The sequence below is a fragment of the Kribbella sp. NPDC050470 genome (assembly GCF_044458365.1).
In the GTDB taxonomy this organism is placed as follows: domain Bacteria; phylum Actinomycetota; class Actinomycetes; order Propionibacteriales; family Kribbellaceae; genus Kribbella.
The window spans coordinates 406,175-418,645 of record NZ_JBITHV010000005.1; the positions used below are offsets into that span (position 1 = coordinate 406,175).

12 protein-coding genes and 1 riboswitch are annotated in these 12,471 nt (G+C 69.4%); of the genes, 7 read left to right on the forward strand and 5 right to left on the reverse strand.

What is annotated here, in order from left to right; all coding sequences use genetic code 11:
- Positions 1-76: 76 nt before the first annotated feature.
- Genes ACIBGM_RS17155 through ACIBGM_RS17170 form a run of 4 tightly spaced genes read right to left on the reverse strand, consistent with a single transcriptional unit; the run spans position 77 to position 5,284 of the window.
- Entirely contained in the window at positions 77-1,498 is a 1,422-nt protein-coding gene (locus tag ACIBGM_RS17155) for an FGGY family carbohydrate kinase (RefSeq protein ID WP_396386127.1), read from the reverse strand.
- Positions 1,485-2,882 carry a trehalose-6-phosphate synthase gene (locus tag ACIBGM_RS17160; protein WP_360533394.1) on the reverse strand — a complete coding sequence of 466 codons (1,398 nt, stop codon included), beginning with the start codon at positions 2,880-2,882 and terminating at the stop codon, positions 1,485-1,487. Before ACIBGM_RS17160 ends, ACIBGM_RS17155 begins: the two co-directional genes overlap by 14 nt.
- 6 nt (positions 2,883-2,888) lie before the next feature.
- The gene (locus ACIBGM_RS17165) at positions 2,889-3,890 is read right to left on the reverse strand and encodes a Gfo/Idh/MocA family protein (protein WP_396386128.1); all 1,002 of its coding nucleotides are present in this window, start codon (positions 3,888-3,890) and stop codon (positions 2,889-2,891) included.
- Positions 3,881-5,284, reverse strand: coding sequence for an amidase (locus ACIBGM_RS17170; protein ID WP_396386129.1), 1,404 nt, complete (start codon positions 5,282-5,284; stop codon positions 3,881-3,883). Before ACIBGM_RS17170 ends, ACIBGM_RS17165 begins: the two co-directional genes overlap by 10 nt.
- A gap of 150 nt (positions 5,285-5,434) precedes the next feature.
- On the opposite strand from ACIBGM_RS17170, the gene ACIBGM_RS17175 reads away from it, so the two are divergent.
- The 3 genes from ACIBGM_RS17175 to otsB are packed head-to-tail and all read left to right on the forward strand — an operon-like array spanning position 5,435 to position 7,206.
- Positions 5,435-5,743: a DUF3263 domain-containing protein gene (locus tag ACIBGM_RS17175; RefSeq protein ID WP_360533385.1), complete on the forward strand. Its 309-nt coding sequence runs from the start codon at positions 5,435-5,437 to the stop codon at positions 5,741-5,743.
- Positions 5,744-5,746: 3 nt separating this feature from the next.
- Positions 5,747-6,376, forward strand: a complete 630-nt coding sequence (locus ACIBGM_RS17180; protein WP_396386130.1) for a LytR C-terminal domain-containing protein — start codon at positions 5,747-5,749, stop codon at positions 6,374-6,376.
- A complete protein-coding gene (gene otsB, locus ACIBGM_RS17185; protein WP_360533379.1) occupies positions 6,373-7,206 on the forward strand; it encodes a trehalose-phosphatase in 834 nt (277 codons plus the stop codon). Before ACIBGM_RS17180 ends, otsB begins: the two co-directional genes overlap by 4 nt.
- Here the strand turns inward: otsB and ACIBGM_RS17190 are convergent.
- Positions 7,172-7,639 carry a hypothetical protein gene (locus tag ACIBGM_RS17190; protein WP_396386131.1) on the reverse strand — a complete coding sequence of 156 codons (468 nt, stop codon included), beginning with the start codon at positions 7,637-7,639 and terminating at the stop codon, positions 7,172-7,174. The genes otsB and ACIBGM_RS17190 overlap by 35 nt on opposite strands.
- A 97-nt stretch (positions 7,640-7,736) precedes the next feature.
- Here ACIBGM_RS17190 and ACIBGM_RS17195 point away from each other — a divergent pair, with 97 nt between their 5' ends.
- The 4 genes from ACIBGM_RS17195 to ACIBGM_RS17210 all read left to right on the forward strand — a co-directional run bounded on the left by ACIBGM_RS17195 (position 7,737) and on the right by ACIBGM_RS17210 (position 12,258).
- A complete protein-coding gene (locus ACIBGM_RS17195) occupies positions 7,737-8,900 on the forward strand; it encodes a Fic family protein (RefSeq protein ID WP_396386133.1) in 1,164 nt (387 codons plus the stop codon).
- A gap of 29 nt (positions 8,901-8,929) precedes the next feature.
- Positions 8,930-9,883, forward strand: coding sequence for a DNA-3-methyladenine glycosylase family protein (locus ACIBGM_RS17200; protein ID WP_396386135.1), 954 nt, complete (start codon positions 8,930-8,932; stop codon positions 9,881-9,883).
- A 27-nt stretch (positions 9,884-9,910) separates the two neighbouring features.
- Positions 9,911-11,140, forward strand: a complete 1,230-nt coding sequence (locus ACIBGM_RS17205) for a cation:proton antiporter (RefSeq protein ID WP_360533367.1) — start codon at positions 9,911-9,913, stop codon at positions 11,138-11,140.
- Positions 11,141-11,295: 155 nt separating this feature from the next.
- Positions 11,296-12,258: a helix-turn-helix domain-containing protein gene (locus ACIBGM_RS17210; protein ID WP_360533364.1), complete on the forward strand. Its 963-nt coding sequence runs from the start codon at positions 11,296-11,298 to the stop codon at positions 12,256-12,258.
- Positions 12,259-12,323: 65 nt separating this feature from the next.
- Positions 12,324-12,463: riboswitch (SAM riboswitch) on the forward strand.
- Positions 12,464-12,471 lie beyond the last annotated feature (8 nt).

Below are 12,471 nucleotides of genomic sequence, written 5' to 3' on the forward strand. Positions count from 1 at the left end.
AACCACGTCTGCCAGCGGCTGTATCCGCGCCGTACCGCAGGTGTAGTACGGCGCCGTACCGCAGGCGGCGTACAGCTCAGAGAGCAGATGCCTTGACGGCTAGCTCGCGGAGGGCCGCGTAGCGCGGGCGCAGCTCGGCTACTCGGGAGACCTCGGCCGCGACCGGTGTCAGGTGCTCGCCACCGGGCGAGGGGGACAGGCCGAGGGCGACTGCGGCCGCACCGCGGGCACCGACCTCGGCCTCGGCGCAGACAGTGGTCGGACGGGCGAACGTGGCCGTCAAGCAGCGCCGCCACCAGGCCGACGCGTCGATCCCGCCACCACCCAGGACCACCGAGAGCTCACGGTCGAAGAGTGCATCCAGCATCCGCAGCCCGAGGTCGATCTCCAGCGACGCGCCCTGCAACGACGCCGCCAGCAAGTCCTCACCGCTGTCGTCGAACGACAGCCCGAAGTACACCCCAGACCCGCTCGGCACCGTCGCCGGCGGCCGAGTCCCCGCCTGGAACGGGATCGCGATCACCCGCGACGACCCGATCTCCACACCGCGCGGCTCCTCGGCCTCCAACTGCAGTACGCCGGTCAGCCAAGCGTGCAGGTTGCCCGCAGCCGAGAACGCCATCCCGGTCACCGCACGCTCGTCGTCCACCCGGTACCGCCACAGCTCCCACGGCAACTCCGGCGCGTCCGCGATCGGGTGCACCACGCGTACGGCGGCCGACGTCCCCACCGTCACCGCGGCAGTCGTCTCGTCGTACCCACCGGTCCCGACGTTCGACGCGGCGCCGTCACCCGTCGGGGGATGCACCGGTACGCCGACCAGCGCCGGCCACCGGCGTCCGAACTCCGAAGACAACGACCCGGTCCACCCGGACGCGACGATCGACGGCAACTGGTCGGCCTTCGCGCCGGCGATCTCCAGCGCCTCCTCGTCGTACACACCCCGAGCAAGGTCGAGCGTCCCCGTCCCGGACGCAATCGACACCGAGGTCACCCGTTCGCCCGTGAGCCGCTCCAGCACCAGATCAGGCAGACCGGCGAATCCAGCCGGCGAGAGCTCGGAGAGCAGCCAAGGAATCCGCCGCGTCCAGTAGAGGCGGTGCAGCCAGGACCCGGTGCGCGCGTGGAAGCTGTGCTCGTCGAAGGACGAGCCGAGATCCAGGTGCACGGACCGGGTGTCTGCCCAGGTGATCACCGGCGTCAGCGCCGCGCCTTTGTTGTCGAGGGCAACGATGGAGTGCCACTGCGAGGAGAGCACGATCGCGCCGATGTCGTCGAGGTGCCCGTTCTGCTGGAGCTCGTCCAGGCAGCCGAGCAGGCCCTCGACGTACTCGTGCAGGTCCAGCGTGGCCGACCCGCCGGTCGCGTACGTCGGCGAGATCTTGTAGCGCGCCAGCGCACCCGGGATCGGGGCCGCGTCGGCGGCTGACAGCACCAGCGCGCGGGCAGACGACGTACCGAGATCGAGTGCGAGGACCCGGCCGTCAGTCTTCGTCATGCAAGGCCTTCAGGAAGCTCGCGGCCCAGACGTTCACGTCGTGTGCGGCCAGGTGCTTGCGCATCGCCTTCATCCGGCGGCCGAGCTGGCGGTCGTCGGTGTTCATCGCGTCGACGATGGTGTCCTTCATCCCGTTGATGTCGTGCGGGTTCACCAGGAACGCCTGCCGGAACTCGTCCGCAGCACCGGCGAACTCACTCAGCACCAGGGCCCCGGTGTCGTCGTACCGGCAGGCGACGTACTCCTTGGCGACCAGGTTCATGCCGTCGCGCAGCGGCGTCACCACCGCGACGTCCGCGGCCCGGAACAGCGCGGCCATCTCGGTCCGCGAGTACGACGTGTGCAGGTAGTTGATCGCGGGTGTGCCGATCCGGCCGTGCTCGCCGTTGATCCGGCCGACCAGCAGCTCGATCTCGTCCCGCAGCACCCGGTACTGCTCGACCCGCTCCCGCGACGGCGTCGCCACCTGCACGAACACGGCGTCGTCGACCGAGACCCGCTTCTCGTCCAGCAGCTCGCCGAACGCGCGCATCCGCTGCCGGATGCCCTTGGTGTAGTCGAGCCGGTCCACGCCGAGCAGGATGTGGGCCGGGTCGCCGACCTCGTGGCGGATCTCGGCAGCGCGGGCCTCGGTCTCCGGCTTGCGGGCGAGGTCCTCGAGCTCGCCGACGTCGATGGAGATCGGGAACGCCTTGGCCCGGACGATCCGGTCGTCGGGCAGGTGGATCCGGTCGCCGCGGGTACGCAGACCCATCCGGTTGCGGGCCAGCCGGGCGAAGTTCGACGCGGCGCCGGGCCGCTGGAAACCGACCAGGTCCGCGCCCATCAGCCCGTCCAGGATCTGCCGCCGCCACGGCATCTGCGCGAACAGCTCGGTCGGCGGGAACGGGATGTGCAGGAAGAAGCCGATCCGTACGTCGGGACGCAGCCGGCGCAGCATCGCCGGGACGAGTTGCAACTGGTAGTCGTGCACCCACACGTCGGCGCCGTCGTCGGCGGCCTCCGCGGCGGCCTCCGCGAACCGCCGGTTCACCGCGACGTAGGACTCCCACCACTCGCGGTGGAACTCGGGCGCCACGATCACGTCGTGGTACAGCGGCCACAGCGTCGCGTTCGAGAACCCCTCGTAGTACAGCCGCACGTCCTCGGCGGACAGCAGCACCGGCACCAGGTGCATGCCGTCGTTGTCAAAGGGATCGAGCTTCTCGTCGGCGCTGCCGGTCCAGCCGATCCAGGCCCCGTGGTGACGCTGCATCACCGGGGCCAGCGCGGTCACCAGACCGCCTGGGCTGCGGCGCCACGCCGTACTGCCGTCGGGCATCTCGATCCGGTCGACCGGCAGCCGGTTGGCCACCACTACGAAGGAACTGCGTCCGTTCGGCATATTTTCTTATCCACCCAGGTCTTCGTTGTCACCGGGGTACCTGACCCCGATCTGTCTACGGGTCTCGTCGAGCAGCTCGAGGATCTCGATCGTCGCGGCATGCGGCAGGGACGGCACCTCGACGAGACCATGACGCAGCGCGCGCATCACGTCGGCCGCCTCATAGTGGTACCCAAGGCCATGCATCGGGACGTCGATCCGCTCCTCGCCGGCCGCCGTACGGCGCACGTAGTACTCGGGGTGGTGGAAGCGGTGCGGGAGCAACAGGCTGCCGTCCTGGCCGCTGATCGCTGCTGTCCACGGGTTCTGCGAGCGCAGGCCGCAGGTGAGGGCCGCGACCGCGCCGGAGTCGTACCGCCAGGCCATCGCCACGTTGAGGTCGACGCCGTTCTCGTTGAGTGCGCCGACCGCCTTGATCTCGGCGGGCCGGCCGAGCGCCAGGTAGGTGAAGGTCATCGGGTAGATGCCGCCGTCCATCAGCGAGCCGCCGCCGAGGGCGGGGTCGAGCAGGCGGGCGGGCAGCGACGGCTTGTGGAAGGCGAAGTCCGCGACCACCTGCTGCGGCTCGCCGATCACGCCGCTCGCGAGGTCCGCGAAGACGGCCTGGATCACGGGGTTGGTCCGCATCCACATCGCCTCGGCGAACAGCGTCTTGTGCTCGGCCGCGACGGCGACCAGGTCACGCGCCTGCTTGGCGGTCAGCGTGACCGGCTTCTCGCAAAGCACCGCGATCCCGGCCTGCAGCGCGGCCCGGGCGACGGCGTAGTGCTGGGGGTGCGGGGTCCCGATGTAGATCACGTCGACGGTGCCGGAGTCGAGCATCCGGCGGTAGTCGTCGTACGCGTGCTCGATGCCGAACTCGGCGGCGAATCGGTCCGCGCTGTGCTGGGCCCGGGACGCGACCGCGGTCACCACGGCATCGTCGGCAAGAAGCTTCAGATCCCTCGTGAACGACGTGGAAATATTGCCGGTAGCAACGATGCCCCACCTGACGCGGTCTACACCCACTGTGTGAACTCCGGGGTCGGGAACGGTCCGTCTGCACTGATTCTCGCGGTTTCAAAGGCGTGAGCCAAGCGAATGAGGGTGGCATCACTCCGGCCGGTGCCACTGAACGTGATCCCGACCGGCAGTCCGGCGACCAGCCCGGACGGCACCGAGAGCAGCGGGTAGCCCGCCAGTGCGGCATGCGAGGACGAGCTGCCGAGCACGTGGTCGCCGTTGACCAGGTCGATGGTCCAGGAAGGGGAGTACGACGGGGTGACGAGGGCGTCGAGCTGGTTGTCGCGGAGCAGGTTGTCGATGCCGTCCCGGCCCGCCCGCAGCGCCGTCAGCCGCGCCGCCACGTAGACCGGGGAGCTCAGGCCGTCGGTCGTCGCCGCCCGCTCGAACAGCTCCTGGCCGAACCACTGCAGCTCGACGTCCGCGTGCTCCTTGTTGAAAGCGATCAGATCGTCGAGCGTGCGCGGGCCGCCGGGAGCCCGAGTGGCCAGGTACGAGGCCAGGTCGACCTTGAGCTCATGGGCTAGCACTTGCAACTGGTCCTCGTCGCCGCCTGGGCTCGGTAGCGACAGGTGGTCGACCAGCGTGGCGCCGCAGCGGCTGAGGATCCCGAGCGCGTGCTCGGTGACCTCGTCGAGCCCGGTCGAGTAGCCCCACAGCGGACCTCGCGGTACGCCGATGCGCACATCACTGAGGTCCGTGCCACGGCAGTGCTCGGTGTAGTCGGTGCTGCCGCCGGTCAGCACGGTCAGCAGAGCTGCAGCCTGTTGGACCGTCTTCGTCATCGGCCCGGCGGTGTCCTGCGAGTGCGAGATCGGCACGATGCCCTGCTGCGGGATGAGTCCGACGGTGGGCTTCAGGCCGACGATGCCGTTCAGTGCGGCCGGGCAGACGATCGAGCCGTTGGTCTCGGTGCCGATGGCGTAGTCGGCCAGTCCTGCGGCGACCGCTGCGCCCGATCCGCTCGAGGAACCGCCGGCGGAGCGGTTCAGCGCGTACGGGTTGCGGGTCAGGCCGCCGTACGCGCTCCAGCCGGAGGAGGAGGCGGAGCCGCGGAAGTTGGCCCACTCGCTCAGGTTGGTCTTGCCCAGTACGACGCAGCCGGCCTCACGCAGCCGTCGCACCAGCGGGGCGTCGTGCAGGGGTGGCGGCTGGTCGGCCAGCGCCAGCGAGCCGGCTGTGGTCGGCAGGTCGGCGGTGTCGATGTTGTCCTTGACCAGGACCGGTACGCCGTGCAGCGGCCCGCGCACCCGCCCGTCGTCACGCTCGGTGTCGAGGCGGGCGGCGTGGGTGAGAGCGGCGGGATCAGGGGTGCAGATGGAGTTGACCAGCGGGTCGACCTCACGGCTCCTGGCCTGCAGCTCTTCCACCAGCGCCAGACTGGAGAGAGTTGAGCTCACTTGAACGATCCTGCCAGAGTTGACCTGGTCCGGCTGCCGCGTCAGCGACACGGTGTGTGTCGCTACCTGCGGTGAATGACATCGCTGTTGTTCAGCACGTACAGTGGAGCGCGGACGGACGACCACCGACCGCACAGGAGTTACCTGCTGATGGACAGCGCCAACGCCAGCTCTCCCGGCCCTGCCGAGGCTGCGCCGCCGGCCGTGGCCGGACTCTCCGAGCGGGACGGCGCGATCCTCGCCTTCGAACGGCACTGGTGGAAGTACGCCGGCGCCAAGGAGCAGGCGATCCGGGACCAGTTCCAAATGTCCGCGACCCGGTACTACCAGGTGCTGAACGCGCTCATCGACAGGCCCGACGCCCTCGCCCACGACCCGCTGCTGGTGAAGCGCCTGCGCCGGCTGCGCGCCGCCCGCCAGCGAGCCCGCTCCGCACGCCGCTTGGGTATCGAGGTCTGAGACATGCCTCGCCCGAAGGACGACCGGGGCCAGGTCCTCTCGTCCCTCGTCGCCGTGCTGGCCGTCGTCGCGATCGTGGCCGGGCTGCTGGTGCTGTTCGGCACCCGCGGTAACGACAGCACCGCGGACGAGGGCAAGAACACGCCGTCGCCCAAGCCGGCCGGTGGCCCGTCGACGGTAGGTGCCAGCGTGCCCAGGTCCACACCCACGCCTACGCCGGACCCGACCACCGCCCCGCCTTCGACCACGCCGACCGCCGATCCGAGCACCGAGCCGACGACCGAGCCCGGCAGCGAGCCGACTACAGCACCGCCGGCCACCCAGCCGCCCGCGACGCAGGCGACCACCATCCCGCCGGACCAGCGTCCGGCCGTCGAGGTCTACAACAACACCTCGCGCAAGGGCCTGGCCGACTCGGTCGCGGGCCGCGCGCGGCAGGCCGGCTGGATCGTGGCCGGCGCCGACAACTGGCATGGCAAGGTCGCCGGCAGCACCGTGTACTACCCGCCGGGCATGCTCGACGCCGCCAACCAGCTCGCCCGCGACCTCGGGATCGGCCGCACCAAGGGCGCGCTGGACAACATGAAGAAGGACCGCCTCACCGTGATCCTCACCTCGGACTACACCGGATGAGCACGCCGACCATCCAGACGGAGGCGGGGCGCGAGGGCTGGGAGGCGATCGTCGCCGATCCGGCCACCGCGGTGATCTCGACGGACTTCGACGGCGTGCTGTCCCCACTGGTCGAGGACCCGGCGATGTCCCGTCCGGTGGAAGGTGCGCTCGACGCGCTGGCCCGGCTGGCCCGTTCGGTGAACCAGGTGGCGATCGTCACCGGTCGTCCGGCGCTGGTCGCCACGGAGCTGACCGGTGTGACCGGACACCCTGGGCTCGGGCGTCTCGTCGTACTCGGGCACTACGGGCTGGAGCGGTGGGACGCAGCGACTGGGCGGGTGACCAGTGACCCGGTGCCGTCCGGTGTCGCCGAAGCGCGTGACCGGTTGCCTGGGCTGCTGCAGGAGCTAGGGCTCGCCGATGCGTTCGTGGAGGACAAGGAGAGCTCGCTGGCGGTACATACCCGCCGGATGGCCGATCCGACTGGTGCTTTCGACAGGTTGCGGACACCGCTGACCGAGTTGGCCGAGTCGACCGAGCTGCGGCTGGAGCCGGGCAACCTGGTGCTGGAGCTGCGGCCGCCGGGTATCGACAAGGGGGTCGCACTGCGGCGGCTGCTCGAGGACACCGGCGCTCAGTCCATCCTGTACGCCGGTGACGACCTCGGCGACCTGGCGGCGTACCGGGCGATCGAGGAGCAGCGCAAGACCGGCCTGCGCGCGGTGCTGCTGGCCACGCGGTCGTCGAACGCGACCGAGCTGATCGAGGCCGCGGACATCGTGGTGGACGACCCGGCCGGTGTGGTGACCGTGCTCACGGCTCTTTCGGACGCGATCGCAGCACGCTGAGCGTCTGCGTCAGGGTCTGGCCGAACGACTGGATCGGCCGCTCGACGTACCCGCCGTCCTTGAGGCCGGCGAGCCGCTCGAACGGGTTCCGCGATGCCGGGTCGCCGGTGAGGAACCACGAGACGACGACGCCGACGACGTACAGCGGCCACATCAGCAGCCCGAGCAGGCAGAAGTACTGCCAGGAGTGCCGCTCCTCGTGCCGCACCAGCGCCTCGTCGTCGAAGTACGCCCGCTCGTGCTTGCTGAGCACCACGTTCCCGATCGTGAACGCGCCCGCCACCGGGAACTTGATCTTGTACACGTTCGCGAAGAACAACCCTCGCGGCCCGCGGCTGAACCGGGCTCGCCCGATCACCCCGACCAGCAGGCCGGCAAGAGTGGACAGATTCAGGAAGTTCCCCACGACCTTCACCCGCTGCCACCGAGTCATGCCTCAGTATCAGCCCGTCACCCGACCGATGTCTCGATGTCGCAATCATCCAGTCATGGCGGTAGGATGTCCTAAGAATTGAGACATTAGGACAGCAGTGACCATCTTCAGCACGCCGCAGCCGGATCTCGAGGACCAGCAGGTCCTGGAGCAGATCCACGCGTTCCGGTCCGAGCTGGCCGAGGTGCTGCGGATGCCCCGTCGTTGGGCCGGTGGGCTGAGGCGAAGCATGCTCGCCCGGGCGATCCAGGGGTCCAACAGCATCGAAGGCTACGACGTCGAGCTGGACGACGCCGCCGCCGCCCTCGACGACGAGGAAGCACTGAGCGCGGACCAGCGGACCTTCGCAGAGATTCGGGGATATCGGCAGGCGCTGGGCTATGTCTTGGCGATGGCGAAAGACACGGACTTCCGGCTCGATGTCTCCGCCGTCCGCGGGATGCATTTCATGATGCTGAGCCACGACCTGTCGAAGAGTCCTGGCAGCTACCGGCAAGGTGCTGTTTACGTGCACGACGATGTGACGGGGGAGAACGTCTACGAGGGACCGTCGGCGGAGCAGGTGCCCGGCCTGGTCGCGGAGTTGATGGAGGTGCTGGCCGGTGACGGCGGAGTGGACCCGCTTGTGCATGCGGCGATGGCTCATCTCAACCTCGTGATGATTCATCCGTTCCGCGACGGCAACGGCCGGATGGCCAGGGCGCTGCAGACTCTGGTTCTCTCCCGCGGCGGCATCGGCGAGCCGGCGTTCTCCAACATCGAGGAGTGGCTGGGTGGCAACACCGAGGACTACTACCGCGTCCTGGCCGCAACCGGTGCGGGATCCTGGCATCCCGAGCGATCGGCCGAGTTGTGGGTCAAGTTCAACCTCCGTGCTCACCACATCCAGGCGCAGACGGTGCGGCGACGCTACCGCGAAGCCGGCAAGTTGTGGTTGGCGTTCGACCAGTTGATCGAACAGTTCGGCTTGGCCGATCGGGTGGCAGACGAGCTGTTCGATGCGTCGCTGGGGTTCCGGATCCGCCGCTCGACGTACGTCCGACGAGCCGAGATCGAGCAGCGGACGGCGACGAGGGACCTGGCCAGGCTCACGGAGCTGAACCTGCTCCGACCGGTTGGTGAGACCAAGGGACGCCATTATGTGATGGGCGAACGGCTCGCCGTTCTTGTGCAGGACGTGCTGTCCACGCGCGAGCGGTTGGTCGATCCGTATCCATGGATGCGCGAGCGCTTGGCCGGAGCGGCAACGCCGATCCGCTAGTTGTCCGTGGCGTGAGTAAGACTTGGGGCGTGAGTTCGGTGGTGCGGGTTTGGCGTCCTGGGCGGGTGGTGGATCCGCATTCGGTGATCGGGGGTCTGCGGAAGGGGCCTGGCGATCCGGCGTACGTCTTCGATCCGGTACGGCGCACCGTCTGGCGGGCGACGCGGACGCCGGAGGGGCCGGTGCTGCTGCGGCTGACGCCGTCCCCCTCGACCGGTGAGGTGGAGGCCGAGGCGTGGGGTCCGGGCGCCGGGTGGGCGCTGGACGGGGTGCCGGAGCTGCTGGGGGATGCGGACAGCTGGGACGGGTTCGAGCCGTTGCCGGAGCACCGGGCGCTGGTGGACGCGGCGCGGCGGTTCCCGCACGTCCGGGTGCCGCGGACGCGGGCGGTGTTCGAAGCGATGGCCGCGGCCGGGATCGAACAGGTTGTCACCGGCAAGGAAGCGTTTCGGGCCTGGCGCGTGATCCTGCGCGAGTACGGCGAGACCGCGCCCGGACCGCAGCCGCCGGACGGGCGCGTGATGATGGTCCCGCCGGCGCCCGAGGAGTGGCGGATGATCCCGTCCTGGCAGTGGTTGCGGGCCGGTGTGGAGAACCGTCGTTCGAGGGTCGTGATCACGGCTGCCACTCGGGCCAAGGCGTTGGAGCGGACGCTCGAGCTGACCGACTCCGCGGAGATCGAGCGGCGGCTGCGGTCGTTGCCTGGCGTCGGTGTGTGGACGGCTGCTGAGGTGCGACAGCGGGCGCATGGTGATGCGGACGCGTTCTCGTTCGCGGACTACCACGTGTCCCGCAACGTCTCGTACGCGCTGATCGGCGAGGAGCTCGACGACGACGGCTGTGCGGAGCTGATCGAGCCGTACCGGGGTCACCGGTTCCGTGTGCAGCGGCTGCTCGAGCTGACCGGAGTCGGCCACCCTCGCTACGGCCCTCGCAAGTCCCTGCCGACGCACACGCCGGGTGCGACTCATCGCTTGAGGTAGCCGCCCGCTGGGCACTGGTCCGGCACGATGACGATCGACGGGGACGGGCTGTACCTGGTCGCCGGGTTGGCTCTGCTGCTGGGCGCCGTACTGCCTCGTCTGCTCCGCCAGTACGCCGTCTCCGCGCCGATCGCGTTCCTCGGCGCAGGTCTGTTGCTCGGCCTGGCCGTCGACCGCGCGCAACTCAGCCCGATCGCTGAACCCGAGCTGACCGAGCACCTGGCTGAGCTGACCGTCATCATCGCTCTGATGGGTGTCGGGCTGGCGATCGACCGGCCGATCAGCCTGCTCCGGTGGAGTGTCACGTGGCGGCTGCTGTTCGTTGCGATGCCGGCCTGTGTCGCTGCGCTGACCGGAGTGGGCTGGCTGCTCGGTCTGGCTCCGGCGACTGCGTTGCTGATCGCCGCCGTACTCGCGCCAACCGATCCGGTGCTCGCTTCCGACGTACAGGTTGCCGGGCCGACGACCGGTGAGAGCGCTGAGCCGGACGAGGAGGACGAGGTGCGGTTCGCACTGACGTCCGAGGCTGGGCTGAACGACGGTCTGGCGTTCCCACTCGTCTATCTGGCCGTCTTCGCGGCCACCAAGTCGCACTCGGTGTGGGAGTGGTTTGGTTGGTACGTCGTAGGTAAGACAGTGGTCGGGGTCGCGGTCGGCCTTGGCGCGGGTTGGCTGCTGGGCAAGATGGCGTTCAGTGCGCCCGCGAAGAGCTTCCGGCTGGCGGACTCACGTGAGCCAGTCCTCGCGCTGGCCATGACGCTCGGCGTCTACGGGCTGACCGAGGTGCTGCACGGGTACGGGTTCATCGCGGTCTTCGTCGCCGCGCTCGCGCTTCGGGCGGCCGAGCGGAGTCACGAGTTCCACGCGGAGCTGCACAACTTCATCGGGGAGCTCGAGCACATCCTGACCTGGGGAATCCTGCTGCTGCTCGGCGTCGCGATCACCGGTGGCCTGCTCGAGCCGCTCACACTGGCCGGCGCGGTGAGCGGCGTACTGCTGGTGCTCGTCGTCCGGCCGGTCGTCGCGTGGCTGTCACTCGCACGCTCGGAGCTGGATCGCTCCGAGCGCTGGATGACGGCGGCCTTCGGGGTCCGGGGGGTGACGTCGGTCTACTACCTGGCCGCCGTCGGGGTGCATTTCGCGACCGACCTGCCGTGGCTGTGGGCGACCGTCGGCTTCACCGTCGTGCTGAGCGTCCTTGTGCACGGCGTTGCCGCGACGCCTTTGATGCGTACGCTCGACGGCCGTCGGCGGTGAGCGCGCCTGCGGGCGGCGTGAGCCCGTGCCGGACGGCGGAGGCGGCGTTGATTCCGGCTGCGATCTCCTTCAGAACCTTGAACATGACTCCATCGTCCGCGGCTGGAGGCGTTCCCAGAAGTGGCGCTGGGGACGACTATCGCTAAGATTGTGACATGGGACAACGGACGGTTTCTGTCCTCGCGTACGACGGGATGACGGCCTTCGAGGCCGGGATCGTGATCGAGGTGTTCGGGCTGGCCTGGCCGGACATCGACCAGCCGTGGTACGGGCTGAAGGTCTGCACCGAGACACCGGACCCGATCCGCGTGCTCGGCGGCGCCACGCTGAGCACCCCGCACGGCCTGGACGACTTCGCGGCCGCGGACACGGTCGTCATCCCGAGCGTCCACGACCCACGCGGTGAGACGTCGCCGGCGCTGATCGAGGCGCTGCAGACTGCGCACGGGCGTGGCGCCCGGATGGTGTCGATCTGCTCAGGCGCGTTCGCGCTGGCTGCGGCCGGTCTGCTCGACGGACGCCGGGCAACGACGCACTGGCGGTACGCCGACATGCTGCGTGAGCGCTATCCGAAGATCCACGTCGATCCAGAGCCGCTCTACACGGACGAAGGCGACGTACTCACGAGTGCGGGGTGTGCCGCAGGGCTGGATCTGGCCATGCACCTGGTGCGGAAGGACTACGGCGCGGCCGTGGCGAACGCGGTCGCCCGGCGGCTGGTGATCCAGCCGTACCGGGCCGGCGGGCAGGCGCAGTACATCGAGTCGCCGGTGCCGCCGGACCCCGACGACGCTTCGGTCGCGCGGAGCCTCGAGTGGGCGCTGGAGCATCTCGCCGAGCCGATCGGCGTACCGGATCTGGCCAGGCAGGCGGGGTTGTCGCCGCGGACCTACCTGCGGCACTTCGTGAAGGCGACCGGGACGACACCGGGCAAGTGGCTGATCGCGCAGCGGATCCAGGCGGCTCTGACGATGCTGGAGACCGGTGACGCCCCGGTCGAGGAGATCGCGACCGCAGCCGGCTTTGCGACACCGGTGACGCTGCGTCATCACTTTGCCAAGCAGCTTCACACCTCGCCGTCGGCGTACCGCCGTACTTTCCGGGCCCGGCACGGTTGAGATCGAGTGTCTCGGATGGTGGGAACCGAAGACACAATATGGACCCGATTGGGTAATCTCGGGGGAGCTCATCCAGAGGGACTGAGGGAAACGGCCCGTCGAAGTCCCGGCAACCCTCCCCGTTGAGGTCCCGTCCGGGACCCTCGCGGCGGAACGGTGCCAAATCCGTCCCGCGCCGAGATCCGGTGTCCGGGGAAGATGAGGAGGGAACCT